Annotated in this window: 19 protein-coding genes; 6 read left to right on the top strand and 13 right to left on the bottom strand. The window is 71.9% G+C overall.

What is annotated here, in order from left to right; all coding sequences use genetic code 11:
- Positions 1-164: 164 nt before the first annotated feature.
- Positions 165-1,679, top strand: a complete 1,515-nt coding sequence (locus tag ACH54P_RS21270) for a DEAD/DEAH box helicase (RefSeq protein ID WP_489915344.1) — start codon at positions 165-167, stop codon at positions 1,677-1,679.
- 836 nt (positions 1,680-2,515) lie between these two features.
- Here the strand turns inward: ACH54P_RS21270 and ACH54P_RS21275 are convergent.
- Genes ACH54P_RS21275 through ACH54P_RS21285 form a run of 3 tightly spaced genes read right to left on the bottom strand, consistent with a single transcriptional unit; the run spans position 2,516 to position 5,256 of the window.
- Positions 2,516-3,400, bottom strand: a complete 885-nt coding sequence (locus ACH54P_RS21275) for an ABC transporter permease (RefSeq protein ID WP_489915346.1) — start codon at positions 3,398-3,400, stop codon at positions 2,516-2,518.
- Positions 3,387-4,178: an ABC transporter ATP-binding protein gene (locus ACH54P_RS21280; protein ID WP_489915348.1), complete on the bottom strand. Its 792-nt coding sequence runs from the start codon at positions 4,176-4,178 to the stop codon at positions 3,387-3,389. Before ACH54P_RS21280 ends, ACH54P_RS21275 begins: the two co-directional genes overlap by 14 nt.
- 19 nt (positions 4,179-4,197) lie before the next feature.
- A complete protein-coding gene (locus ACH54P_RS21285) occupies positions 4,198-5,256 on the bottom strand; it encodes an ABC transporter substrate-binding protein (RefSeq protein WP_489915350.1) in 1,059 nt (352 codons plus the stop codon).
- Between the two features lie 297 nt (positions 5,257-5,553).
- On the opposite strand from ACH54P_RS21285, the gene ACH54P_RS21290 reads away from it, so the two are divergent.
- Positions 5,554-5,952 (top strand): hypothetical protein, encoded by a 399-nt coding sequence (locus tag ACH54P_RS21290; RefSeq protein ID WP_489915352.1) that lies wholly within the window; start codon positions 5,554-5,556, stop codon positions 5,950-5,952.
- Here ACH54P_RS21290 and ACH54P_RS21295 read toward each other — a convergent pair.
- From ACH54P_RS21295 to ACH54P_RS21305, 3 genes are read right to left on the bottom strand one after another with little or no spacing between them, the layout of a single operon-like run.
- Positions 5,949-6,956 (bottom strand): S-adenosylmethionine:tRNA ribosyltransferase-isomerase, encoded by a 1,008-nt coding sequence (locus ACH54P_RS21295; RefSeq protein ID WP_489915354.1) that lies wholly within the window; start codon positions 6,954-6,956, stop codon positions 5,949-5,951. The genes ACH54P_RS21290 and ACH54P_RS21295 overlap by 4 nt on opposite strands.
- A complete protein-coding gene (locus ACH54P_RS21300; protein WP_489915356.1) occupies positions 6,953-7,624 on the bottom strand; it encodes an SDR family NAD(P)-dependent oxidoreductase in 672 nt (223 codons plus the stop codon). The genes ACH54P_RS21295 and ACH54P_RS21300 overlap by 4 nt, the downstream gene beginning before the upstream one ends.
- A gap of 45 nt (positions 7,625-7,669) precedes the next feature.
- Positions 7,670-9,037 carry a purine-cytosine permease family protein gene (locus tag ACH54P_RS21305; RefSeq protein WP_489915358.1) on the bottom strand — a complete coding sequence of 456 codons (1,368 nt, stop codon included), beginning with the start codon at positions 9,035-9,037 and terminating at the stop codon, positions 7,670-7,672.
- A gap of 159 nt (positions 9,038-9,196) precedes the next feature.
- Between ACH54P_RS21305 and ACH54P_RS21310 the strand changes: the two genes are divergently transcribed.
- Positions 9,197-10,747, top strand: a complete 1,551-nt coding sequence (locus ACH54P_RS21310) for a sensor histidine kinase (RefSeq protein WP_489916558.1) — start codon at positions 9,197-9,199, stop codon at positions 10,745-10,747.
- A 43-nt stretch (positions 10,748-10,790) separates the two neighbouring features.
- Here the strand turns inward: ACH54P_RS21310 and ACH54P_RS21315 are convergent, their stop codons facing one another.
- Entirely contained in the window at positions 10,791-12,746 is a 1,956-nt protein-coding gene (locus ACH54P_RS21315; protein ID WP_489915359.1) for a S53 family peptidase, read from the bottom strand.
- A 316-nt stretch (positions 12,747-13,062) separates the two neighbouring features.
- On the bottom strand, positions 13,063-14,211 hold the full coding sequence (locus ACH54P_RS21320) for an ROK family transcriptional regulator (protein ID WP_489915361.1): 1,149 nt from the start codon (positions 14,209-14,211) through the stop codon (positions 13,063-13,065).
- 52 nt (positions 14,212-14,263) lie between these two features.
- On the opposite strand from ACH54P_RS21320, the gene ACH54P_RS21325 reads away from it, so the two are divergent.
- Positions 14,264-15,508 carry an amylo-alpha-1,6-glucosidase gene (locus ACH54P_RS21325; protein WP_489915363.1) on the top strand — a complete coding sequence of 415 codons (1,245 nt, stop codon included), beginning with the start codon at positions 14,264-14,266 and terminating at the stop codon, positions 15,506-15,508.
- Here the strand turns inward: ACH54P_RS21325 and ACH54P_RS21330 are convergent.
- On the bottom strand, positions 15,487-17,259 hold the full coding sequence (locus ACH54P_RS21330) for a discoidin domain-containing protein (protein WP_489915365.1): 1,773 nt from the start codon (positions 17,257-17,259) through the stop codon (positions 15,487-15,489). The genes ACH54P_RS21325 and ACH54P_RS21330 overlap by 22 nt on opposite strands.
- 354 nt (positions 17,260-17,613) lie before the next feature.
- Here ACH54P_RS21330 and ACH54P_RS21335 point away from each other — a divergent pair, with 354 nt between their 5' ends.
- Complete coding sequence (locus tag ACH54P_RS21335; protein WP_489915366.1) at positions 17,614-18,801, top strand: glycoside hydrolase family 88/105 protein; 1,188 nt, start codon at positions 17,614-17,616, stop codon at positions 18,799-18,801.
- Positions 18,802-18,863: 62 nt separating this feature from the next.
- Here ACH54P_RS21335 and ACH54P_RS21340 read toward each other — a convergent pair whose 3' ends face one another.
- From ACH54P_RS21340 to ACH54P_RS21355, 4 genes are all read right to left on the bottom strand, one after another.
- On the bottom strand, positions 18,864-20,354 hold the full coding sequence (locus ACH54P_RS21340) for a glycoside hydrolase family 28 protein (RefSeq protein WP_489915368.1): 1,491 nt from the start codon (positions 20,352-20,354) through the stop codon (positions 18,864-18,866).
- A gap of 314 nt (positions 20,355-20,668) precedes the next feature.
- Positions 20,669-21,295, bottom strand: a complete 627-nt coding sequence (locus tag ACH54P_RS21345; protein WP_489915370.1) for a TetR/AcrR family transcriptional regulator — start codon at positions 21,293-21,295, stop codon at positions 20,669-20,671.
- A gap of 23 nt (positions 21,296-21,318) precedes the next feature.
- Positions 21,319-22,890, bottom strand: coding sequence for an alkaline phosphatase D family protein (locus tag ACH54P_RS21350; protein ID WP_489915371.1), 1,572 nt, complete (start codon positions 22,888-22,890; stop codon positions 21,319-21,321).
- A gap of 33 nt (positions 22,891-22,923) precedes the next feature.
- The gene (locus ACH54P_RS21355; RefSeq protein WP_489915373.1) at positions 22,924-23,580 is read right to left on the bottom strand and encodes an SH3 domain-containing protein; all 657 of its coding nucleotides are present in this window, start codon (positions 23,578-23,580) and stop codon (positions 22,924-22,926) included.
- Positions 23,581-23,701: 121 nt separating this feature from the next.
- Here ACH54P_RS21355 and ACH54P_RS21360 point away from each other — a divergent pair, with 121 nt between their 5' ends.
- The gene (locus ACH54P_RS21360; RefSeq protein WP_489915375.1) at positions 23,702-26,635 is read left to right on the top strand and encodes an AfsR/SARP family transcriptional regulator; all 2,934 of its coding nucleotides are present in this window, start codon (positions 23,702-23,704) and stop codon (positions 26,633-26,635) included.
- The last annotated feature ends 36 nt before the right edge of the window (positions 26,636-26,671 follow it).

Consider the following 26,671-nt stretch of genomic DNA (forward strand, 5'->3'; position numbering starts at 1 on the left):
GGTCACCCTCTCCCGCTATACTGATCATGCGGCCCGCTCAGTTCTGCCTCGGGCCGCTGCTGTTGTCGACTACCACGCGCCGCGGCCGAACACCGGTCTGCGCCGGGCAGGACAACCCTTCTCAGGTTATGGAGACCAGGGCGTAGCTGCGCCCGCATGTACTTATGAGCACTTTTGCCGAACTGGGCCTGCCCACCACCCTCGTGGACGCGCTGGCCACCCAGGGCGTCACCTCGCCCTTCCCGATCCAGGCGGCGACGCTGCCGCACACCCTCGCCGGACGCGACGTGCTGGGGCGCGGCCGCACCGGCTCCGGCAAGACGTACGGCTTCGTGCTGCCCGTGCTGGCCCGCCTCGCCGCGGGCCCGACGCGGCGCAGGCCGGGCCGTCCCCGCGCGCTGATCCTGGCGCCGACGCGCGAGCTCGCGACGCAGATCGAGGCGTCGATCCTGCCGCTGGCGAAGCCGCTGGGCCTGCGCGCGACAACCATCTTCGGCGGCGTCAGCGCGAACCCGCAGATCACCCGGCTGCGTGACGGCGTCGACATCGTCGTCGCCTGCCCCGGCCGGCTCGCCGACCACATGCGCTCCGGGCACGTCAAGCTCGACGCCGTCGAGATCACCGTCCTCGACGAGGCCGACCACATGGCCGACCTGGGCTTCCTGCCCGAGGTGCGGCGCATCATGGACGCGACCCCGGCGCGCGGGCAGCGGCTGCTGTTCTCCGCGACGCTGGACAACGGCGTCGACGTGCTGGTCAAGCGCTTCATGACCGACCCGGTCACGCACAGCGTCGACTCGGCGCAGTCGCCGGTGTCGACGATGGAGCACCACGTGCTGCACCTCGAGGAGACCCACCGGCTGCCGGTGCTGGTCGACCTCACCGCCGCGCCGGGCCGCACGCTCGTGTTCACGCGGACGAAGAGCCGGGCCAAGGCACTGACGCGCAAGCTCGTCGCCTCGGGGGTTCCCGCGGTCGAGCTGCACGGCAACCTGGGCCAGAACGCGCGCACGCGCAACCTCGAGGCGTTCTCGTCGGGCACGGCCCGCACGTTGGTGGCGACGGACATCGCGGCGCGGGGCATCCACGTCGACGACGTCCGGCTGGTCATCCACGCCGACCCGCCGGTCGAGCACAAGGCGTACCTGCACCGCTCGGGCCGCACGGCGCGGGCCGGGGCGTCGGGCACGGTGGTCACGCTGATGACCGACGCGCAGGTCCGCGACGTCCGGGACCTGACGCGCAAGGCCGGCATCAAGCCGACGACCACCCAGCTCGGCCCGGGTCACCCGCTGCTGGCGGAGCTGGCCCCGGGCGAGCGGACGTTCACGGCGACCCCGGCGCGCCCGGTGGTCGACAACCGGCCGAAGAAGGTTTCCGCCACGGGCGCAGCGCCGGGTGGGGGGCGTGGACGCCGAGGCGGGCCCGCCACCCCGAAGGAGAACCGGGGCGGGCAGCGTTCCCGCGCGAACGGCCAGGCTCGCCGCGACGAGCAGCAGCAGCGGTCGGCTGATTCGGGCCGTGGTGCGTCGGGTGGCGGCCGCCGATCTGGCGGCGCTGCGGCCGCCGCGGGCGGCAACGGCCGCACAGGCGCCCCGGCGGCGGGCAACCGCCGCAGCGGCGGCGCGGCGGCTTTCTCATCGGGCACCCGAGCCGGCGGACGCCGCGGCGGGCGCTGAGGGTTTTCGAAACTACCGGCTGGGGCCGGATGGGTCAGGAGTTGACCTGTCCGGCCCATTGCCGTCTCGGGTCCAGTCCAGGGCCCGCCCTCCCGGGGGTCCGTCCCTGCTCCAGTCTACCGGGCTCTGACCTGCGCAAACGGGCAGCCGGAGAATCTGTGGACAACTGAACCCACTGTGGATAACCCACGCACGGCCAGCCTGGGCGCATCCGATGGGGCCGCCGCCGCCGGTGCGGCGGCCGCGGATCCTGATTGGCGGGGTAGGCGACCGGAAGCGGGAGATGCAGGAGCCGATCTCGCCGAGGGCAGCCGCCTGGGACTGGAGCCGACCTCGCCGGGGCGCAGCCCCCAGGACTTCGGGGCCGGAGCCGACCTCCCCGCGAGCGGGCCCCGGGACTCCGGGGCAGGAGCCGACCTCCCCGCGAGCGGGCCCCGGGACTCCGGGGCAGGAGCCGACCTCCCCGCGAGCGGGCCCCGGGACTCCGGGGCAGGAGCCGACCTCCCCGCGAGCGGGCCCCGGGACTCCGGGGCAGGAGCCGACCTCCCCGCGAGCGGGCCCCGGGACTCCGGGGCAGGAGCCAACCCACCGGGGCGCAGGCCCCTGGGACTCTAGGGCAAGAGCCGACCTCCCCGCGGGCAGGCCCCCGGGACTCCCGGGCAGGAGCCGACCCGTCCCGGGGGCAGCCACCTGAGACTTCGGGGCACCAGCCGACCTCGCCGGGCGCACGCTCCCGGGACTCCGGGGCAAGAGCCGACCCGCCAACGGTCAGGAGCCGACCCGCCCGGCCCTGCAGAAGCCGCACGGTCAGCGGAGGCGGGAGCAGGAGCCGCCGTCTACAGGGACGCCGTGAGGCCTCGGGCCCGTAGCACCGCCCGCTCCAGCGGACGGAACACCGCCAGCTCGATCCCCACACCCACCAGCAGGATCAAAAAGATCGCCGCGATCACCGTCTCGATGCTGTTCAGCGATGATCCCTGGTTCAAGTACGCGCCCAGTCCCACCCCCAGCTGCGGGGACAGCGCGATCAGCTCGGCCGCCATCAGGGAGCGCCACGAGAACGCCCAGCCCTGCTTCAGCCCCGCGAGGAAACCCGGCAACGCCGCAGGCAACAAGATGTGGCGCGCCGAAGACAGGCGGTTCGCGCCCATCACCTGGCCGACGCGCGGGAGGATCGGGGGGATCTGGTCGATGCCCGACACCAGGCCGTTCGCGATCGATGGCACTGAGCCCAGCAACACGACGAAGTAGATCGCCGCGTCGTTGATGCCGAACCACAGGATCGCCGCCGGGACCCAGGCCACCGATGGCAGGCTCTGCAGCCCCGTCAGCAGGGGCCCGATCGCCGCGCGGACCACGCGGACCTTGGCCACCACCAGGCCCAGCGGGGTGCCGATGAGCACCCCGGCGACGAAGCCGAGCGCGGCGCGGTGCACCGATGTCCAGACGAAGCCGAACACCTGGCCGTCGACGACGATGCCCCAGAACTCGTTCCACACCGCGATCGGTGCGGGCAGCTGCGCCTCCGACCAGAAGGCCGCCGCCCAGAGGATCTGCCAGACGACGATCAGCAGGACGAGGGCGGCGAGCGGCGGCAGGAAACCCCAGGCGAACCGCTTCCAGAAACTCGGGCGGCGCTCCCCCACCGGGGCGTCGAGCGAGTCCAGTCCGGCACCGACCGCGTCGAGGTCGGGTTCGGCGGACCGGTCAAGCTGCGGCATGGGTGCTGATCACCTCTCGCAGGTGCCCGGTGATTTCCTCGGTGAGCTCCTCGGCGTCGGCCAGCGGGACGTCCGTCCACTCGCGCACGACCCGGCCGGGCCGTGACGACAGGAGCACCACGCGCTGCCCGAGCCGGACCGCTTCGCGCACGTCGTGCGTGACGAACAGCACGGACGTGCCCGTGCTGCGGTAGACGCGCAGCAGCTCGCCCTGCAGGACGTCGCGGGTGATGGCGTCGAGCGCGGCGAACGGCTCGTCCATCAGCAGGAGCGACTGCTCGGGGTCGCCGCCGACGCGCAGGGTCGCGGCCAGCGCGCGGGCCAGCGCGACCCGCTGCCGCATGCCGCCGGACAGCTCGTGCGGGCGCTTGCCGCCCGCCCCGTTCAGGCGGACCAGGTCCAGCAGCTCGGCGGCCTTCGCACGGCGCTCGGCGCGCCCGAAGCCGGCCAGCCGCAGCGGCAGCTCGACGTTGCGGGCCGCGGTCAGCCACGGCATCAGCGCGGCCTCCTGGAACATCACCGCGGGGCGCGAGGTGTTCAGCGTGATCTCCCCCGCCGACGGCGCGTCCAGGCCCGCGACCAGGTTCAGCAGCGTGCTCTTGCCGCAGCCGGACGCACCCAGCAGGCAGACGAACTCGCCGGGCGCGACCGTCAGGTCCACGCCGTCGAGCGCGGTCACCGCGCGGCCGGCCGGGCCGAACGTCTTGCGCACGCCGTCGAGACGCACCGCGGTCGCGCCGGTGAAACTCGACCGGCCGGTCGGGAGGGTCGTGGTCATCGCTGGCTGCCTCTCCGGATCACTTGGTCAGTTCGGGGGCTTCGACGGCCGGCAGGTTCCGGGCCTTGAGGACGTCGTTCAGCGGGCCGAAGTCGGCGAAGCCCTTCAGCGCCACCGCCGACTTCACCACGCCGGCGGTGACCGAGTCCTGCGCGAGCTGCGGGAACTCGGCGGCGACGGGGTCGGTGGTCAGCTCGATGCCGGAGAACGCGCGGTCGAGGACCGCCGCGCTCAGGGTACTGCCGGCCAGCTCCTTGAGGGCGCCGTTGACCACGGTCTTCGCGTCCGCCGGGTTGGCCTTCGCCCAGTCGATCGCGGCCAGCTCGCCCTTGAGGAGCGCGCGGACGGTGTCCGGGTGCTGCTGCAGGAACTCGCTGCGCACGATGACGACGGTGCTCGGGAAGCGGCCGCCCGGCCACAGGGTCTTCTCGTCGACCAGGACCTTCGCACCCGCGTCGAGGACCAGCCGCGACGCCCACGGCTCGGGCAGCCAGCCGCCGTCGACCTCGCCCTTCTTGAACGCGTCGAGCGTCTTCGGGTTGTCGAGGTTGGTGATCTTGACCTGGTCGGTCAGCTGCTTGCCGGCGAGGAACTTCTTGAGGGCGACGTCCTGGGTGTTGGCCAGCTGCGGCGTCGCGATGTTCTTGCCCTTGAGCCCGTCGACGCTGGTGATGTCCGGCTTGACGACCAGCTGCGCCCCGCCCGAGACGGCGCCGGAGACCAGCTGGATGGCGCCCTTGGACTTGGTGAAGGCGTTGATCGCCGGGCCGGAGCCGATGAACGCGATGTCGAGCGAGCCGCCCAGCAGGGCGTTGACCTCTTCGGGGCCGGCGTTGAACGTCTGCGTGGTGAGCTTCGTCGCCCCGAGCTCGTTCTTGAAGAAGTCCTTCTTGACGCCGATCAGCGCGGGCGCGTGCGTGACGTTCGGGAAGAAACCCACCCGGACCTCGCCGGCGGCCCCCTGGTTCGCGGCCGGCGCGACGCTGCTGTCCGCGCGGGAACAGCCCGCGAGCCCGCCCACGACGGTCAGGGCGGCCAGCGCCGAGGCCAAGAAACGGGTCCTGTGGTGGGTGCGCACGTCTGCGTCGCCTTTCGGGGTCGGTGTGGGGCGAGGTTCGCACGGTCACCCACTGGGGCGCATAGCCATCCGCATCCCGGGAATTCTGGTGAGATTCCTTGACATCGGTGACCGCTGCGCCTAGGAGGGCGGGCCGTTCTCGCACCTGGTGCCGCACGAGCATGCGGGGCGGACCCCGCGGGCGCGAGGTGTTCCCGGCATCTGGGCGGTCCGGTCCGTCCGGGAAATCCGACGGCTCGGACAACCGACCGCGTCACCCGAACGTGGTATGGGTGACCACGGATTCGGAGGGAAGACATGACGAGCACCGCACACCGACGGGGCCAGGGGGCCGCCGGCGTCCGCGTGGCGCTGGTCGTGCTGTTCATCGGGCTGGGCCAGGCGTCGTTCGAGTGGCTCAGGTCACTCGGGATGGACGCCGTGACGAGCCTCGTCGTCTGGGCGATCCCGGTCGCCACCGGGGCGGCGGTGACGCTGGTGCTGTGGCTGGCGTCGGACCGCGCGTTCGCGCTGCGGACGTGGCTGCCGGTGGCGGTCTGCATCCCGGTGTACCTGGGCGGCGCGTTCGGCCTGGCGACCGGCACGGCGAGCCTGGTGGCTTCGATCGTCAGCGGGGCCGGGCTGGGGATCGCGGTGGTCGCGGTCGCCGGGCTGGTCCGCGCCCGGCGCCACGACCACGAGCCCGCCCGGCGCTAGCGGCGCAGGAGGAGCGAGACGTCGCCGAACTCGTGCCACAGGTAGCGCCGCCGCACCGCCGCGTCGTACGCCTGCTGGACCAGCTCGCGCCCCGCGACCGCTTCCAGGAGCAGCAGGTGAGACGCGTCCGGCGCGTGCAGGCCGGTGACGATGCCGTCCACCACCCGGGCCGGGCGGTCCGGGCCGAGCACGAGGTCCGTCCAGCCCTCGGCCGCGCGGACCTCGCCGCCGGACGCGGCCGACTCCAGGGCGCGGGCCGCCGTCGTGCCGACCGCGATCACCCGGCCGCCGCGAGCCCGGGCCCACGAGACCAGCGCCGCGGTCGTCGCGGGGACGCGGAAGCGTTCGGCCTGGGGCGGCTCGCCCGCCTCCGGGGACGACACCCCCGTGTGCAGCACCAGCGGCGCGAACAGCACGCCGTCGGTGACCAGGCGCGTCACCAGTGACTCGGTGAACGGCCGGGCCGCCGACGGCATCTCCGCGCTGCCCGGCTCGCGGGCGAACACCGTCTGGTAGTCGGACAGGGGCCAGGCACGCGGGACGTAGCCGTAGCGGATCGGGCGGCCGGCGGCCGCGAGGAGCCCGGTGACCTCCACCGAGACCGCCGCCCGCCACAGCCGCGCGGCCCCCGGCACGGCTTCGGCCAGCAGCGTCAGCGACGCGCCCCCGGGCAGCTCGAGCCGCTCCCCCGGCCTGCCGTCGAGCAACGGACCGCCGGGTGCGCGCAGCTCGACAACCCACGCACCGTCGTCGAGCGACGTCGCGAAGTGGACGACGACCGGCCGTCCGCCGCGCGTGGCGTCGACCGCCGCCGGCAGCGTGCCGGAGGTGTTGACGACCAGCAGGTCCCCGGGCCGCAGGTGCTCGCCCAGTGCGGCGAACACCGTGTGGTGGACCCCCTCGGGCGAGGCGATCAGCAGGCGGACCTCGTCGCGCGCCAGGCCGCGGGCCTCCGGCGGCGCCGACGCGGACAGCTCGTCCGGCAGCTCGAACCGGACGGTCATGCCGCCACCAGGAGGTCCGCGGCGCGGTACCGCCCGCTCGGCGGGCGCTCGTCGAGCAGCCGCAGGAACGCCGGGACGGCGGTCTCCGGCAGCGGCCGGTCCGAGATGTCCTCGCCGGGGAAGGCGCGCTGGTGCATCGCGGTGCGCAGGTCGCCAGGGTCGACCGCGTACACGGCCAGGTCCGGGTTCTCCGCGCCGAGCACGGCGGTGAGCTGGTCGAGCGCGGCCTTCGCGGAGCCGTAGCCGCCCCAGCCTTCGTACGCTTCGACGGCGGCGTCCGAGCTGACGTCGACGATCGTCCCGCCCGCCGCGGTGAGCGCGGGCAGCAGCAGCTGGGTCAGCGCGAGCGGCGCGAAGACGTTCACGCGGTAGACGTTTTCCAGTTCTGCCAGGGGATAGCCGGCCAGCGGCGGCAGCGGGCTGACGCCGAGCGAGCTGGCGTTGTTGACGAGCAGGTCGAGTTCGGGACAGGCGCCGGCCAGCGAAGCGCGGTGGGCGGGGTCGGTGACGTCGCCGGGGACGGCGGTGAAGCCGATCTCCCGGGCGGCGGCGGCGAGCGCGGCCGCGTCCCGGCCGTCGCCGACGACCGTCCACTGGCGACTCACCAGGGCCGCGGCGAGGGCTCGGCCGAGTCCCGCGGACGCACCGGTGACGAGTGCGGTGGGCATGGTTCCTCCTTCGAGGGGGTACCAGCCCATCGTCAAACCTCTACATTACTTGAGGTCAACCCGGCGCCGGAGCAGGAAATACGCTGCCAGCGAAACGATCAGCCCGACGTAGTACGCGAGATCGGCGCCGTGCAGCGCCGCGGCGACCGGTCCGGTGTAGAGGGACGTGTTCATGAACGGCACCGCCGCGCCGAAGCCCACGACGAAGGCCACCACCGCCGCCCACGGGCGAGGAGACGTCGAAGCGAGGACGTCCACGCGCCGCCCGCCGCGGGTCCGCGCGAGCCAGTCCGGGACGACGACGCCGAGGAACGGCGGGATCCAGTAGCTGACGAACAGCAGCACGTTCTCGAACTTGGCCGAGAGGTCGCCGCTGTGCATCCAGAGGATGAGGGCGAAGGCGAGCACGGTGACGACCACGGCCGACACCGGGCGCCGCAGCCGGACGCCGACGGTCTGCAGGGCCAGCGAGCCGCTGTAGTCGTTCATCGCGTTCGACGACACCGCCGCGAGCGCGATCACGGCCAGCGCCAGCGCGCCCAGGAACCCGCCGCCGAGCAGCTTCGCGACCCCGGCCGCCGTCTGGTCGCCCAGCGACAACCCCAACGCGAGCCCGAGGCCTTCACCGATCGCGTACGACGCCGTGAGGCCGAGCAGCGTGGCCCAGAAGACGGCCCGCGACGACGTCCGCGGGGGCAGGTAGCGGCTGAAGTCCGAGGCGTACGGCGCCCACGAGATCGCCAGCGACAGCGCGATCGTCGTGAACAGGACGACCCCGCCCGCCAGGTCGGCCCCCGAAGCGGTGTTCGCGGTGGCGATCGGGTGTCCGGAAAGGACCTTCACGGTGAGCGCGGCGAAGGCGAGCACCAGCAGCACGCTCATCACCGCCTGGACGCGGTGGATCAGCGCGTAGCCGAACACGCCCAGCGCGCACTGCAGCACCAGCACGATCAGCACCGCGGCCCAGAACGGCAGCCCGGTCAGCTCGGCCAGCGCCTCGCCGCCGAACAGCCCGACCAGCGCGTCCCAGGCGATCGAGCCGAGCCACTGCACCAGCCCCGGCAGCACCACGCCGCCGCCGAACGGCAGCCGGGCGAGCGGCAGCTGGCCGGTGCCGGTGCGCGGGCCCCAGGTGGACAGGTACGCCACCGGCAGCGACCCGAGCACGGTGCCGGCGAGCATCGCGGCCAGCCCGGTCCAGAACCCCAGGCCGAGCGACGCGGCGAGGGTGCCGGTGAACACGGCCGTCATCGTCAGGTTCGGCGCGAACCACACGCTGAACAGCCGCCACGGCCGCCCGAACCGGTTGCCCTCCGGAACCGGCTTGATGCCGTGCGTTTCGATCGCCAGGTCCCGGCCTCCCGTGGGCATCCGCCCTCCGAAGACCTCGGCGTCCAGACCGCGTCCGCTCATGTCCTGCCTCCCGTCCGAGCCCCGGATCACCCTAAAGCGCGCCCGCCCGGTGTAACGCGACGGCCCGAACGGGCGAATCACGGTTAGCCGTTTCCGGACCGCCGCCGGCTCCCGCCAGGATCAGCCGGGCCCGGGCGGCACACCAGGAGGGGTTGCGTGGTGCAGCATCCGCGGACGCTGGCGATGACCGGCCTGCTGGCCGCCGGGTTCGCGCTCGGCGTCACCGCGTTGACGCTCAAGGCCTCCGAAGGCACCCACTCCGCGCTCGACACCGCGCTCAGCACCACGACCGGCTTCCTGTTCCTGCTCGCCGGCGCGGTCGCGCACGTGCGGCGCCCGGCCAACCCGATCGGCGTGCTCATCGCGCTCGCCGGCGTCGCGCTGTTCCTCGAAGACCTGCAGTTCACGCGCAACCCGGTGCTGTACACGATCGCCGTGCCGCTGCGCGCCGCGTCCAGCCCGGTGATCGCGCACCTCGTGCTCGCGTTCCCGCACGGCAGGCTCCGCTCGCGGTGGGAACGGCTGCTGGTGGCCGCGGCCTACCTGGTGGTGCTCGGCTCGGGGGTCGTCGGGCTGCTGTTCGGCGACGACCCCCGCGACCTGCTGGCGATCTCCTCGGACCCGGCCGGCGGCGCCTTCGCCGACCGCGTGCTGGAGCTCGCGGCGACGGCGATCAGCGCCGGCGTGGTCGTCGTGCTGCTCTACCGGTGGCTGAGCGGACGGCTGCCGCAGCGGCGGCTGCTGTCCCCGGTGATCGTCATCGCCCTGTTCGGCGCGCTGACGTCGGGCGCGGGCACGGCCCTCGGTGACGGGCACCCGCTGTCGGACCCGCTGCTGCAGGCCTACCGGATCCTGTTCTGCCTGTGGCCGCTGGCGTTCCTGGCCGGGGTGCTGCGCGCCCGCGTCGGCAACGCCGAGATGATCCGGCTGCTGCTGGAACGCGACGGCACCGGGCTGGCCGCGCTGGTGCAGGACGACGAGGTCTGGAAGGACAGCCGCTCGATCGACGCGCTCAACGCGGCGGCCGGGCTGGTGCTGGACAACCAGCGGCTCACCGCGGAGCTGGAACAGCGGCTGGCCGAGGTGCGGGCGTCGCGGGCGCGGCTGGTCGCGGCCGGCGACGAGGAGCGCCGCCGCCTCGAGCGCGACCTGCACGACGGCGCCCAGCAGCGGCTGGTCAGCGTGGTGCTGCTGCTGCGGATGGCCGGCCGCCGGTACGGCGCCGAGCTGCCGGCGGAGGTCCGCGCCCTGCTCGCCGGCACGGTCGACGAGCTGCAGACGGCGATCACCGAGCTGCGCGAGCTCGCCCGCGGCATCCGGCCGGCGATCCTCACCGAAGCGGGCCTGGTCGCCGCGGTCCGCTCGCTGGCCGACCGCATCCCGGTGGAGGTGGCGTTGTCGGTGGGCACGGTCCCCCGCCTCGACGCGGCGGTGGAGGCGACGGCGTACTTCGTGACGTCGGAGGCGTTGACGAACGCGTTGAAGCACGCCCAAGCCGACCACGTGGACGTCCGGATCGCCGTCGACGGCGCCGAGCTGCGGGTCGAGGTGACCGACCCGGGCGTCGGCGGCGCGGACGTCGAGGGCGGCACCGGCCTGGCCGGGCTGCGCGACCGGGTCCAGGCCCTCGGCGGCGAGCTCGGCGTGACGAGCGGCCCCGGCGGCACCACGGTGTGCGCGGTGATCCCGCTGGCCACCGAAAAGCCGTGAAGGCCCCCTCGCCGGAGCGAGGAGGCCTTCACGGACCGCGGAACTAGACGAGGAGCAGGAACAGCAGCCCGTTGGGCGTGCCGAGGCCGGTCACGTCGTCGTAGCCCTTGGCGGTGTGGATCGTCAGACCCTGGTAGTCCAGGGTGCGGGCCGAGCGGAGCAGCCCGTCCGTCGCGTCGACCGAGTTGGCGTAGTCGACCCGGGCCACTGCCTGGCCGTCCACGTGCTGCACGTCGCTGATCGCCGCGGTGCGGGAGGTCAGCTTGTAGATCACCGGGTTGATGAAGCCGTGGTGGAAGTGGTCGAAGCTGTCGGCCACCGCCATGATCCCGGCGAACACCGGCGACGCGAGGCTCGTGCCGCCGATCCGGTACTGGTCGTAGTGCGCACCCTCCGGGAAGGTCTGCGTCTGGCCGACCAGGAAGCCGGTGTTCGGGTCGCCGACCGCGGAGATGTCCGGGACGACCCGGCCCTTCTTGTGGCCGACCTGGTTCTTCGTCGACAGCGCGTCCGGCACGACGCCCTTCTGGTAGAAGGGCTGCTCGAACAGGCGGCTGGTGCCGCCACCGGAACCGCTGGTGTAGGCGGCGGGGCCGTAGACGCCGTTGGTCAGCGTCGACTTGCTGGTCTCCCAGCCGGTCTCGAAGATCCGCTTGCCGTCCTTGCCGATCGCGATGGACGTGCCGCCGACCGCGGTGATCCACGGCGCCGAGGCGGAGAAGTCCGGCGACGGCGTGCCGAGGCGCGCGACCTCGTCACCGTTGTCGCCCGAGGAGAAGTACACGCCGATGCCCTCGAGCACCGCCTGCAGCGAGATCTGGTTGAACACCTTGACCTCGTCGGCCGGGATGTCCTCGCCGGTGTCGCCGTAGGAGTTCGACACGATGTCGGCCTTGTGGCCGGCGATCACGTAGTTCAGCGCGACGTCGAGAGCGTTGTCCTCGCAGGACTCCCCGCCGACGTACAGGATGTCGGCGCCCGGCGCGAGACCGTGGGCGGCCTCGACGTCGAGGGTCTCCTCGCCGTACCAGCCCGCCGCGTCGCACTGGTCCGGCGGCTCGAGAACCGGGTTCGCCGGGAAGACGTGCTGCTTGAACTGGCTCTGCTTGAGCGGGTGCGCCGGGTCGTTGCGGCGCGCGTACTCGCTGGCGTCGGCGTAGATGGTCGGCGAGGCGAACGCGTCCACGATGGCGATCGTGGTGCCCTTGCCGTCCGCGCCGACCTTGTCGACGCCGTAGGCCGAACGCAGCTGCGCCGGGGTGTAGCCGCAGGGCGCGTACGGCAGCTGCTTGCCGTTGTAGGCGGGATCGGTGGTGTCGATCTTCTCGCCGTAGTAGGCGCTGCACGGCGGCGCGTTGCGGAAGCCGGGGCCGGGCGCGACGTCGGAGGGCTGCACGGACTTGGTGGCCCGGCCCGAGTCGATGCCGTCGGTGTGGTCGGGCTTGAACAGGTTGGTCGCCTGGTCGACGCCGACGACGCCGAGCACGTCACCCGCCAGGTTCGCCGGCACCGACAGGTTCTTGTCGGCGGCACGCAGCGTCTGGCCCTTGACCCGGTACTTGCCCAGGTCGACGGCGAACGCCTTCTCCGTCTGGTCGGCGGTTCCGGTGGCCTCGACGTAGGCGCGGTTCGACGGCACCTCGCCGATGCTGAAGCCGTTGCCGGTCAGCCACGACTTAACGGCGTTCACCGTCGCGTCGCTCGCGGCGAACCGGTCGCGGACCTGGTCGGGGCTCAGGAACTGGCGGTAGGTCTTGCTGTCCGGGTCGGACACGGCCTGCGCCAGCGCCTCGGCACCGGCGTTGTCGCGCTGGTTCAGGTAGACCCGGAAGCTCAGCTTCGCCGCGGGCGCCGTGTCGGCGACCTTCGACTGCGCGTTCGCCCACAACGGGTGCGACTGCGGGATGTCCTGACGCCCCTGCGCCGACGCCACCGGCGCGGCCGCGGTGAGACCACCCACCACCGCGAGCGAAAGGAGCAGGGTGGAGCTTCTTCGCACAGAAATCTCCCTCTCGAAAACGGCCCCCAGTAAATGGGCCTGGAACACCGGCTGAGACTAGATCGGTGTTCCGCTCGCGGGGAAGTGCTTGCGGAACCGTTATCTGGCCGCGAATTCACGGCGGCGGCCGCGTGGTACGGAAATCCGATTTGTCACCCGTAAAACGCGAGGAATGCGACGTGATGCACCTTAAGTCCGGTTCGCGACCGTATCGCGGACCACGCCGGCAGGGGCCCCGCCACCTACTAAAGTCGGTCGCTCTGTCCACTCGGGACAGTCCAGGACAGCCCAGGACCTGACGGTACTTCGGCCGTCGTCAGGCCCGCGCGGCCAGGCGGCGGTCGACCTCGGCCGGCGCGAACACCGATTCGACGACCATCGTCACGGCCCCGGCCAGCCCTTCACCGCGGCCGCCGATCTCGACGCGCAGGGACTGCGTCGCGCGCGGCAGGGCCCGCCGGTACAGCACTTCGCGGACGCCGGCGACGAAATGCGGCTCGGCGAGGTCGCCGGCGATCACCAGCACCCCCGGGTTGACGACGCAGACCAGCGTCGCGAGGACCTCCCCCACCTGCCGCCCGGCGGCTTCGGCGAGCCGCACCGCGGCCGGCTCGCCGGCCAGGATCCGGTCGCGGACGCCCGAACCCGACGTCGTCGGCAGGCCCTGCTCCGTCAGCCGCGCGGCCAGGGCGCCCCCGCCGGCGACCGCGGCGAGGCAGCCGAGGGAGCCGCACGCGCAGCGCGCGTCCGGGTGCTCCGGCAGGCGGATGTGCCCGATGTCGCCCGCCCCGCCGTCGACGCCGCGGTACACCTCGCCGCCGATGACGATGCCGGCGCCGATCCCGGTGGACACCTTGACGACGACCAGCGCGGCCGAGTCCGGGTACCGGGCGCGGTGTTCGCCCAGCGCCATCAGGTTGGCGTCGTTGTCGACCAGCACCGGAGCGCCGAAGCGGGCCTCGAGGTGGGCGTCGATCGGGTAACCGTCCCAGCCGGGCATGATGGGCGGCTGCGTGACGCGGGCGCGGCCGGGCTCGACCGGGCCCGGCACGGACAGGCCCACGCCACTGACCGGCCCTCCGGCCTCGGCCAGCATCGCCTCGAACCAGCCGGCGATCCGGTCGAGCACCGGCTCCGGGCCGTCGGCGACCCGCACCGCCCCCGCGCGGTGCGCGAGCCGGCGTCCGGACAGGTCGGTGACCGCGGCCTCGGCGTGCGTCGTGTCGATGCTGGCAGCGAGGACGACGCCGTGCTGGTCGTCGAACCGCAGCTGCCGCGCCGGGCGGCCGCCGGTGGAGTCCTCCTGGCCACCCTCGGTCAGCAGGCCGGCCGCTTGGAGCTGCTCCAGGCGCGCCGTCAGCGTCGAGCGCGACAGCCCGCTGCGCACGAGCAGGGCCTTCCGCGTGGTCGCCCGGCCGGTCCTGACCAGCTGCAACAGCTCGCCGGCACTGGTCGGCGTCGTCATCGTGACCCCTTTTGCGCATTGACAAGACATAAGTTGGAGATAGATTGGACATATGAACGTAACACGGGAACGCGCGGCCGAGGTCCTGACGGGCAACTGGCTCGGCTCGTCGACCGTGCCCTCGCGTTCGCTCTACCCGCACCAGTGGAGCTGGGACTCCGCCTTCATCGCGTTCGGCCTGCGCCACCTGTCGCCTTCGCGGGCCCGGCGCGAGCTGGAGACGCTGTTCTCCGCGCAGTGGCGCGACGGCCGCGTCCCGCACATCCTCTTCGACCCGGACACGCCGCCCGAGGCGTACTTCCCCGGCCCGGCCTTGTGGCGCGCCGGGCGGACGTCCGGGCTGGTCCAGCCGCCGGTGCACGCGCGGGCGGTGCTGGCGGTGCACCAGGCCGAACCCCACCCGACCTTCCTGGCCACGCTGTACCCGAAACTCCGGGCGTGGCACGAGTACCTGCGGACCCGGCGGGACGCGGGCGGGCGCGGGCTCGCCGCGATCGTGCACCCGTGGGAGTCGGGGATGGACAACAGCCCGGCGTGGGACGGTCCGCTGGCGCGCGTCCGGCCGTCGACCGGGTTCGTCCGCCGCGACCTGCAGCACGGTGCCGCCGCCGACCGGCCGAGCGACGCGGACTACGGCCGGTACGTCCGGCTCGCCGAGGACTACCGGGACAGCGGCTACGCCGACGACGGCACGTTCGTCGTGGAAGACCCGGGCTTCAACGCCCTGCTGGCCGACGCCGAACTGGCGCTGGCCGAGATCGCCGAGCTACTGGGCCTGCCCGCGGCCGCCGCCGTCCACCGAGAATCGGCGGCGCGTGTGGCCAAGGCGCTGCAGGAAACGTTGTGGGACAGCGCGTCCGGCTTCTTCTTCGCCCGCGACGTCCGGACCGGCTCGCTCACCCCCGAGCACACGTGCGCGGGGTTGCTGCCGCTGGTGCTGCCGGACCTGGCCGTGGCCCCGGCCCTGCTCGCGACGGCGACCGGGCCGCGCTTCCGGCTCGGCGAGGTGCACGGCGTCCCGAGCTACGACCTGACGGCCCCCGGCTTCGACCCGGGCCGCTACTGGCGCGGGCCGTCGTGGTTCAACGTCGGCTGGCTGGTCCGCCAGGGGCTGCTCCGCCACGGCGAGAACGCGCTGGCCGCACGGCTGCGGGACGACCTCGTGGAAACGGCTTCGGCGACGGGCTTCGCGGAGTACTGCGACCCGCTCACCGGTGAAGGCCACGGCACCCGCTCGTTCAGCTGGACCGCGGCCCTCACCGTCGACCTGCTCGCTCAGCCCGCCGCCGTGGCGTAGTCGGCCCCCAGCCAGGTCTCGTCGATCCGCAGCCGCTTGTAGCGCGAACTGTCGCTCGACGCGGCGTACGTGCTCGTCACCTGGAGGCGCACGTACCTCGCCGTCACCGCGGAAAGGTCGACGAACTGGACGCCACGGTGGCTCGGGAGCGTGCCGGACTTCACCGCGCTGCCCCAGTTCTTGCCGTCACTCGAGACGAACACCTGGTACGCCTTGATCCGCGCGGACTGCTCGGAGTCCGACCGGGCGTAGCTGACCGAGTCCTCCCGCTGGTTGATGCCGACGTACTGCACCTTCTTCGCCGTCCCGAGGTCGAAGTCCAGGTTGACCGGCAGGGTCTTGTTGTTGTCGAAGTAGGTGAGGTAGTCGCCGTCGCTCGCCGACTGTCCACTGTGGCCGCCGGCCGACGCGCTCGCCTTGAGCGTCACGGTTTTGGGGTCGTAGGTGCCGGTGCGGCCCGCGGTCTCGACCTTGAAGACCGTGTCGTAGGCGTCCCAGCCGGACAGCCCCGTCAGCGTCAGGCTGCCGCCGCCCTGGCCGAAGGAGATCGCCGCACCCGTGCGCAGGTTCGTCACGCTGCGGACGCGGTAGCCGTTGTCGCGGATCTTCAGGGTGCTGCCCGACGGCTTGGTCAGGACGTGCACGTACTGCGTGTCTCCCTTGATGGTGACGACTCCGTGGGCGCCGTCGTTCCAGAAGCCCGGCTGCATGCCGCCGTACATGTAGCCGGCGCCTTCGGTGCCGCCGAGGGATGCCCAGATCCCGTCCAGGTAGGTGTTCGCGAAGTTGTTGAACGCCTCTTGGTTCGACGGGAACTTCCCGTTCACCATCGCCGTCTCGGCCATCAGGGACTTGATCGACGAGCCCGAGTTCGTGATGAGCCTGCCGAGGTTGAGCATCTTGTTCACCGGCGGGTTCGACCCGCCGTACCACCACGAGCCGGTGTCGGGCAGCTTGAAGCACGCCTCGGTGAGCCGTGGCATCGCCGTGTACGTCGCCTGCGGGTAGTCGTAGGACGGCGTCATGCCGGTCTTCTGCTCGTTGCTGATCGTGTCCATGATCGGCGTGTCTTCGTTGTTGTTGCTCAGCAGGTAGTCGGGCCGCTGCTGGTAGATCTGGCCGTAAAGGTTGTGCGACTCCCAGTAGGCGTTGTCGTTGTCGATCCAGAACCCGCCGAGGCCGGGGTAGTTCTTCATGACCTCGAAGAAGTTGTCGTAGCTGAACTGGCCGAAGCCGTCCTGGCTGTCGAGGTTCACGGTCTTGCCCTTGTACTTCGAGTAGCCGGCCGAGTCGAGCCACTCGTGGCCGCCCTCGTCGTGCCACTGGGCGTCGTTGGTCATGTAGAGGATGACCTTGAGCCCCTGGGGTTTTGCCGCGTCGATCAGCTCGCCGAGGAAGTCCCGCTTGGTGGTGCAGCTGCCCGGGATCTTCGACGGCCAAGCCCGGGCGTAGCCGAGGCGGCTGTGGAACGAGGCGAGCACGAGGTACGACGCGTGCAGCTTCTTGGCTTCGGTGACCCAGTAAGCGGGATTCCACCCGCCGTCGGTGACCGCCTTCTCCCAGGCACTGCAACTGGTGTAACCGGGTGACGTGCGCATGCCCCAGTGCAGGAACAACCCCGCCTGGCTGTCGCGCAGCCACTGCTGGGAAGGTTTCTGCAGGTCGGCCGACGCCGGCGCGGCGACGAGCGCGGACACCACCAGCATCGACGCCGCCGCGGCGAGCGCCCGGCGCAGGAACTTGGCTGACATGAGCGACCTCCAGTGGTCTGGTCCACTCGGTGGTGTACTCCTGACGACGAGCGCAGGTCAAGGCTTAGATCCGACCTTTGGCGCACGTTTCGCTGGCCGGTACACGATAGTTGCCGCCGTTCGGGTTAAATATCTGATATATGACACGAGAGATCCGATCTCTCCTTGACTGCGTGGCGGCAGGGCGAGTAGACCTTCTCCCCAGAGAGCGCTTTCGCCCTCACCCATCGCTCCGGCGACACACGGGCAGCACGCCGCGCCCCCCTGAGCTGGTCGGGATGCCGACGGACGGCGGATCGGCATCCCGGCCACCCACTCCCGCGTCGCGGGGCCAGTGCACGAAAGGGACGACGCATGTCCGAGCACCCCCTTCGCCCGACCCGGCGCGCGGTCCTGGCCGGCACCCTCGGCGCACTGGGCGCCCTCGCCGCGGCGGGCCCCGTCGCGCGGGCGGCGGACCGGTTGCCCCCGATCGGCGGCGCGGCGCCGCCGCCGGACTGGTCCCGGGCCGTGATCGACTCGACGATGAAGCGCTACACGCCGGACAAGATCGGCGGCTGGGGCTACACCCTCGGGCTGTACCTGTACGGCCAGTACCTCTTCTACAAGCGCACCGGCGAGAAGAAGTACCTCGACTACATCATCGCCTGGTACGACCGCTTCATCACCGACAGCGGGATTTCGAACAGCTTCACCAACCTCGACTCGATGCGGTCGTGCCAGATGCTGCCGCTGCTGCACGCGGAGACCGGCCGCAAGAAGTACAAGACAGCGGCCGACCAGCTGCGCAAGCGGTTCCCGTCCTACCCGAGGACGTCCGACGGCGGCATGTTCCACGCCACGAGCAAGGTCGGTCAGCTGTGGGGCGACGGCGTGTACATGGCCCAGCCGTTCCTCGCGCTCTACGGCGCGGCGTTCGACGACGGCGCGTACTGCTTCGAAGAGGCGGCGAAGAACATCGCGGTGTACTTCAGCCACCTCCGCGAGCCGGCGAAGGGCCTGCTGTACCACGCCTACGACGAGGACGGCTCCGAATCGTGGGCGTCCGGGTCCGGGCACCACTCGAAGTACCACTGGGCGCGGGCGATCGGCTGGTTCGGCATGGCCACCATCGACATCCTCGAGGTGCTCCCGGCGGACCACCCGCGCCGGGCGGCGCTGATCGACGTCGTGCGGTTCCTGGCCGCGGGCTACCAGCGGTACCAGGACCCGGCCACGGGCCGCTGGTACCAGGTGGTCGACCGCGGCGGCGACGCGAAGAACTGGCTGGAGACGTCGGCGTCGTCGATGTACACGTTCACGCTGGCCCGCGGCGTCCAGCGCGGCTACCTGCCGGCGTCGTACCAGGCGGTGGCCGACCGCGGGTACGCCGGCGTGCTGCGCAAGGTGTCACTCGGTTCGGACGGGCTGACGAACATCACCGACATCTGCGAAGGCACCAACGTCGGCGACCTGTCGTACTACTACGCCCGGGCGCGCAAGACCAACGACTTCCACGGCCTGGGGGCGTTCCTGATCATGAACGAGCAATACTCCCACTGACCACGAGGCGCGCCGCAGAAGGGGCCCCGGCTCACGAGCCGGGGCCCCTTCGTACGTTCAGGTCAGCAGGTGGAGGCCGAGCCGGTCGTGTTCACGCGCAGGGCCGCGCCTGACGTCGTCGCCGAGTTCTTCACGCAGTAGCCCGTCACCGACTGGAAGCCGACGTCGAAGGGGCTTTTGCTGCCCTTCTCCGCCGTGAAGTGGTCGAACGTGACGTCCGAGCTGTTGTTGACGATGCTCGCCGGGCGGCCGTCGTCCTTGGCGAACTCCACCGAGCTGTCCACGAACCGGATGCCGGCCGCGTAGTGGACGTACCAGCCGTACGCCGGACGAGTGCCGATGCTCTTCGGGTTGTAGTCGGTCGCCGTGTTGCTCGGCACACCCGTGCCCATGGTGCCGTTGCCGCCCGGCACCGTCAGCTTCACGCCGGTGAGGGTGACGTCGGAGACCCGGTGGCCGCTGTCCGCGCCCCAGATCGTCGGGCTGAAGCTGCTGCCCGTGTGCGTGCCGGTGACGTTGTCGAACGTGATCCCGCTGATCGAGCCGACGCCGGGGTTGTTCCCGCACCGTTTCCGCGTGCCGATCTTCATCATGATCGGCGAGTACGTGCCGGACATCGTGATGTCCCGGTAGTGCACGTCGGAAATCTTCGCGCCGTCCATCGAAACGATCCCGATGCCGGATTTGTGCGCGCCGGTGATCGTGATGCCCGAGAACTGGTAACCGGTGAAGTCCCCGCACGTCTCGGAACCGAACATCAGCGCGTTGCAGCAGACGGCCGACAGTTTCGCGTTGTTCACCGTGACGTTCCCGTTCGGCAGTTTCGCGCCGAGGGCGTAGTCGCTCTTGAACACCAGTGCGTCGTCGTTCGCCGCGATGGTCGCGTTCGTGATCGTGACGTTGGTCGTGCTGATGATGTTCCAGCCGTCGCGGTCACTCGCCGTGTCGATGGTCAGGTGGTCGGACACGACGTTCGTGCAGCCGTTGATCAGCGCCGCGAAGTGCCCGCCGCGGCGCAGCTTGATCCCCGACAGCGTGAGCCCGTCGCAGCGGGTGATCGAGAGGATCTTGTCGGCCTCGCCGGAGTCCGGGTTGCCGGTGATGAGGTTGCCGCCGCCGTCGATCGTCCCGGCGCCGGTGAACCCGATGTTCGTCAGCCTGTCGCCGAAGAACATCGCGTTGCGGAAGTGGCTGTGGCCGTAGTCCTGGTAGTCGTCCCACTGGTTCGACTCGGGCTTGTCGTAACTGTCCGCACTGGACCCCGTGATCGTCGCGCCGGCGTCGAGCTGGATCGTCACGTTGCTCTTGAGGTGCACGGTGTTCGCCGACTTGTAGTTACCGGGCGTGAACCGGACGGTGCCGCCGCCCGCCGCGCCGGCCGCCGTGATCGCCTTGTCGATGGCACCGGAATCGTTGGCGGACCCGTTTCCCTTGGCGCCGTAGTCGTGCACGTCGTAAACGCCGCCGGGTGCGGCGGCGGAAATCCCGGCGCCGGCCACCACCAGCCCCGCCACCGCGAAGCCGATCAGCAGGAGGTTTCTTTTCGCTTTCACCGTGAGACCGCCTTGTCATGGAATCGAGAAAACTCGGCATGACGGCGGAGCACTCAGATTACGAGCGGCGCGAGCACACTGTCAAGATCACCCGGAATCACCTTTCCCAGGGCACCTCAGGGGACCCGCGCCACCCCCAGTCGGGACGCGGGTCCCCCGTGTTCGGTACGGCTGGATCCGCGGCCGCGGTCCGGCGTGGACACCGGCACCCGCCGGTCCCGGCTGTTCAGAATTCGCAGTCTACCTTCGCCGGGTCCAGGAAAAACGTGTGATCGTCATGGTCCGGACCATGAATTCGTCATGATCGGGGACGGTCACGGGAACCCTGCTCCGGACGTCAGCAGGGTGAACGCCCGTTCGGCCGCCGCGACGGCCTCCGGGAGGCGCCGGGCCGCGGGGACGCCGGCCGCGACCGCCGCCATGTTCGCCGTGGCCAGGGTCCGGCGGACCGCCGCGATCTGCGCCGCGGCGAGGCTCGCGTCCGGCGCGGGGACGCCGGCCTCGGCGAGGGCGGCGGCCAGGGCGGGCTCCCCCGCGGCGGTGCGCTCCGCCAGCCGCGTCCCCAGCGCCGGCGTGCCGGTGACCAGCCGGAACACGGCGAGGACGTCCTCGTCGTCGCACAGGCCGGTCACCGGTTCCCGCTCTTCGAGACCCCGCAGGAACGCCTCCCGCAGCGCGGCCAGCGCGCCCTGGCCGGGACGGCGGGCCCGCACGACGTCCGCCGCGTCGGTCCCGTGGCCGGCGAACCGGTGCAGCACCAGGTCCTCCTTGGACGGGAAGTGGGCGAAGAGGGTCCGCTTGGACACCCCGGCCACCCTCGCCACCTCGGCGACCCCGACGGCGGCGAACCCGCGCTCCGAAAAGAGCCGGATCGCCGCCGCCGAGATGGCCGCCCGCGTGCGGAGCTTCTTGCGCTCCCGCAGGCCAAGTTGATCATCCACATCACGCAGCGTAGCGCCCTGCGTCAGGCTTTCTGCAGGCCAGGCTTCCCTGCTTGCACTACGTAGCTGACATCGTTCTTGATGACGACCGACGCCGGGTCGTACACGCTCGTGTCGGACGTCGTCATGAAATCCGCTCGCGTCTGCGACGGCGTCGTCGTGACGCGAACGTAGCCGCGCTCGCCCTTGCAGTACTTGACGTGCGGGTTGTTGGCGTACCAGGCCGCGCTCGGCGCGGACGCGGTGTCGCTGTTGCTCGTCACCGACGTCGTGACCAGCTCCGAGCCGATGACCGGGTCGCTGTGGTCGAAGTAGTCCAGCCGCAGGTCGGCGGCCCAGTGCCGGTGGACGTCGCCGGTGAGCACGACCGGGTTGGCGACCTTCCGGTCGACCCAGCCCTGCTGGATCCGGTTCCGGGAGGCCTCGTAGCCCTGCCAGGAGTCGTTGCTCTCGCAGGTGGCCTTGTTGCCGTCGGCGTCACGCGTGGCGAAGAAGACCTGCTGGCCGAGGAAGTCCCAGGTGGCGGGGTGCGACTCGAACTGCTTGAGCAGCCACGCCTCCTCCGTGCTGCCCAGGATGCTGCGCGAGGTGCTGCGCATGTCGGTGCAGGCCGGGCCGGCGTCGCCGGCGGGGTCGGGCACCTGGGCGCTGCGGTACTGGCGCGTGTCGAGCATGTGGAACCGGGCCAGGTTGCCCCACATCAGCTGCCGGTACAGCTGGATCGACGCGCCGTTGGGCTTGGCCGTCGACCGGATCGGGGTGTTCTCGTAGAAGGCTTGGAAGCCGGCGGCCTTGCGCGCGGCCGTGGCGGGCGAGGTGGTGCCGTTCCAGTTGTTCATCACCTCGTGGTCGTCGAACACCACGACCCACGGCGCGATCGCGTGCGCGGCCTGCAGGTCGGCGTCGGTCTTGTGCTGGGCGTGGCGGGCGCGGTACTGCGCGAGCGTGGTGACGTCCTCGGTGAAGGCCAGGCTGCGCGGGTTGCGCTCCTGCGCGGTGCGGCCCGACTTCTTCTCGTAGATGTAGTCGCCGAGGAACAGCACCAGGTCCGGGTCGTCGGCCACGATCCCCTTGTACGCGTGGTAGTAGCCCTCCTCCCAGTGCTGGCAGGAACTGAAGCAGTACTTGAGCTGGTTGACCGCGGCACCGGCGGCGGGCGCGGTGCGGGTCCGGCCGACCGGCGAGATGTAGCCGGAGCTCTTGAACCGGTAGAAGTACTCGCGCGCGGGCTGCAGCCCGGTCGGTTCGATGTGGACACTGTGCGCGGCCGCGCGGGCCGCGCTCACCTGGCCGCTCTGCACGATCGAGCTGAACGCCTCGTCGTTGGCGATCTCCCAGTCGACCGCGTAGGTGGCGTCCGGCATGCCGCCGAAGCCGTCGGGGTTGAGCGGCGCCGGCGCGAGTCTCGTCCACAGCACGACGCTGTCGGGGAGCGGATCGCCGGAGGCGACGCCGAGCTGGAAGGGGTCGTGGATCGTGGGGGCGGCGACGGTGGTGCGCGCGTTCGCCCAGGACGGCAGTGCCGCCGAAGCCGCGGTGGCGGTGACCGCGGCGAGGCCGCCGAGGAGCACCTTGCGCCGGTTGACCTGGCCCATGTCGTAATGCCTTTCGGGGAGGAGGGGACGCGGTCAGGCCGCGAAGTCGGTGACGCCGTCGCTGCAGGACTTCAGGTCCGGCTTGCCGGTGGTGTAGTTGGCGACGCAGACCTTGTAGAAGACCCAGCCGCCGTGCGGGACCGTGACGGCCTTGTCGACCTTCGTGCCCTCGCCGCCGGAGTTCCAGACGTAGAACGGCCCGGCGCCGCCCTTCAGCCAGTACGCCACCACGGCCGAGTAGCCGTCGGAGTTCGTGTCGTAGACCAGGAAGTGCGAGTCGGAGGAGCGGTACTGCCCTTCGCCGGCGCAGGCGTCGGCGCACTGGCCGCTGCCCGTGCCGACCCCGCAGTCGGGCGCGACCCGCGTGTCGGAGTTGGTGAAGACGTAGGTGTCCGAGATGTACCCGCCGAGCGCGGGCACGTAGTCCCACAGCGTGCCCGTGCCGTAGGTCCCGGTCACGGACGAGCCGTTGATCTGGCAGTCGATGGTCACGGTCGCGCCGTTGGCGACCGTCTTGACGGCCGTGGCGCTCGCGGTGGGCGCCCGGCGGACGTTGAGCGGGTCGCCCGCGGTCTTGACGGTGCCGGTCGCCGCCGCCGACGCCTCGAGCGCGCCGCCGACCACGAGGGCGCCGACCGCCGCGAGGATCACCCCGATGCCGGCGATACGCCGGAGGTTCAAACGCTTCATGGCGGCAGCGTGACTTCGGGCCGTACACGTCTCGTACAAAGCCGGGCCCCGCGCGCACGCGCGCGCACAGACACTCCGAATGGATCTATCCCCCGAGGTCGGGCGGCCATAGCATCCGGTTATGGGGGAACTCATCGGGCAGGTTGAGACCACCTCGCTGACCATCCGCGTCCTCGGTCCGCTGGAGGTCACCGCTTCCGGGCGGGTGATCCCGCTCGGCGGTCCGAAGCCCCGGCTGCTGCTCGCCGCGCTGGCGCTGCAGCCGAACGTCGTCGTGTCGACCGACGTGCTGGTGGAAGTGCTGTGGCCGGAGTCGGCGCCGCGGTCGGCCGCGGCGAACATCCGCACGTACGTCCATTCGCTCCGAAGACGGTTCGCCGAGATCGACCCCGACCTCGGCGAGCGGATCAGCAGCCGGGCCTCCGGCTACCTGCTGACCGCGTCGCCGGCCGAACTGGACCACCTCGCCTTCGCCGCCTTCGCCGGCGAAGCTCAGGAAGCGCTCGATCGCGGCGAAGCCGAAAGCGCTCTCAAACTCCTCGACCGGGCCGACGCCCTGTGGCGGGGCGAAGTCCTCGAAGGACTGCCGCACGACCACAGCTGGGGCGCGACTGTCGCCCGGCTCGCCGAACTCCGGCTCTCCGTGCAGGAACAGCGCCTGCGGGCGCGGATCGACCTCGGCCGCTGCGGCGAAGCCGTCGCCGAGCTGCGCGGGCTGGTCACCGAGCACCCGCTGCGCGAGGAGCTCTGGGCGCAGCTGATCGTCGCGTTGCGCGCCGCCGGCCGGACCGCGGACGCGATCGAGGCGTACGAGTCGGCCGAGCGGGTCCTACGCGAAGAGCTCGACGCCGGACCCGGCGCCCGGCTGCGCGAGCTGCGCGCGACGCTGGTGCCGGAGGTGCTCGTGGTCCCGCGGCCCGCCGAGGTCGCCCCGGTCTGCCAGCTGCCCCTCGACCTGCCGGACTTCACCGGCCGCGCCGACGTGCTCCGCGAGGTCGTCGCCCTGATGCGGGAGCGCGCCGGCTCGGGCACGCCCGCTGTCGTCGTGCTTTCGGGCGCGCCCGGCGTCGGCAAGTCGGCGGTCGCCGTCCGGATCGCGCACGCGGTCCGCGACGAGTTCCCCGACGGCCAGTTGCACGTCGACCTGGCCGGGACGTCCTCCTCGCCGCGGGCGCCGATGGGCGTGCTCGCCGAACTGCTGCACGCGCTGGGCATCCCCGACGCCGGCCTGCCGCGGGAGCCGACCGAACGGTCGGCGCTGCTGCGGTCGCGGCTGGCCGGGCGGCGGATGTGCGTCGTGCTCGACGACGCCGGGAGCGCCGCCCAGGTGCGGCCGCTGCTGCCCGGCGCCGGCGCCTGCGCGGTGCTGGTGACCAGCCGGATCCGGCTGCCCGGGCTCGCCGGCGCGAAGCCGGTGGACGTCGACCTCCTGCCCGAGGCCGAGGCCGCGCGGCTGCTGGAAGGGATCGTCGGCGCCGAGCGCGTCGCCGCCGAGCCCGAGAGCGCGGCGGCGATCCTGCGCCAGTGCGGGCACCTGCCGCTGGCGATCCGGGTGGCCGGCGCGAAGCTGACGCACCGGCCGGGCTGGACACTGCGGCTGCTGGCCGACCGGCTGCGCGACGAACACCGGCGGCTCGACGAGCTGCGCGTCGGCGACCTCGCCGTCCGCGCGAGCGTCACGCTGTCCTACGACCTGCTGCCGATGTCGGCGGCCACGGCGTTCCGCGGGCTCGGCCTGCTCGGACCGGTCCAGTTCCCGGCGTGGGCGGTCGCGGCGGTGCTGGGCCGCCGCGAGGCCGACGAGGTGCTCGACGTGCTGGTCGACGGCCACCTCGTCGAGCTCGTCGGTTCCGATTCGGCCGGGCAGCCGCGCTACCGGCTCCACGACCTGTTGCGCGTATACGCGGTGGAGCTCGCGGAGCAGAGTGACGCGGCGAAGACGCGTGCGGGCCTGCACCGGGTGCTGTCCGGCTACCTGGCGCTGGCGCTCGAGGCGGCGCGCCGGATGCCGCTGCACTTCTTCGGCATGTACTGCGACGACGAGCTGCCGCGCCCGTCCGTGCCCGCCGACGTCCTGCCGGACGACCCGGCCGCGTGGTTCGCCGCCGAGCGGCACACCAGTGTCGCGGCGGTCTCGCTGGCCGCCGAGCGGGGGTTCGACGACCTGGCCTGGCAGCTCGCGTCGGCGTTGACGCCGTACTTCGACCTACGCGGGCACCAGGACGACTGGCACAGCACGCACCTCATCGCGCTCGCCGCGGCCCGCCGGACCGGGTCGCTGCGCGCCGAGGCGATCGTCCAGCGCAACCTGGGCCAGTACCTGCTCTACCAGGACGAATACGACGGGTCGCGGGTGGCGTTCGAGGAGTCGAAGAGGCTGTTCGAGCAGGTCGGCGACGCCCAGGGCGTCGGCATCGCGCTCACCGGGCTCGCCACCATCCTGCGCATCGAGGGCGAAGACGACCTCGCGCTCGACCACTGTCACGAAGCTTTGAAGCTGTTCGCCGAAGCGGACGACCCGCACGGCGAGGCCGTGGCCCGCATCGGCGCGGGCGCGGTCTGGATGTCCCGCGGCTGCTACGCGGCGGCGAAGCGCTGGTTCACGGACGCCCTGGAGCTGTCGGCGGAGATCGGCGACCGGCACCGCGAGGCGCACGCGTTCAAGCGGCTCGGGCTGTTGTTCCAGCACCAGGGCAACCTGGCGGCGGCCCGCGAGCACGTCGACCGCGCCATCGCGATCTTCACCGAACTCGGCGACGACCACTGCGTCGGCTACGCGAACCAGAACCTCGGCGAACTGTGCCTGCACAGCGGCGACTTCGCGCACGCGCAGCTGCTGCTGGTGAACTCGCTGTCGGTGCACCGCCGCAACGGCGACCGCCGGTCCGAGGCGGAGGTGTCGCAGCTGCTCGGCGAGCTGCACCGGGCGCTTTCGCAGCCGGAGCGGTCCCGTGACTACTCGGAGCGGGCGCTGGCCATCTGGCGGGAGCTCTCGAGCCGTCCGCAGGAATCCCTGACCGCGGTGGTGGAGCCGCCGCACATCGTCTCCGCCTGACTCCGGCCCCGCGCGGGTCCGGCTCCGGCACAACTG

This window comes from Amycolatopsis sp. N2S4-7 (assembly GCF_058119595.1).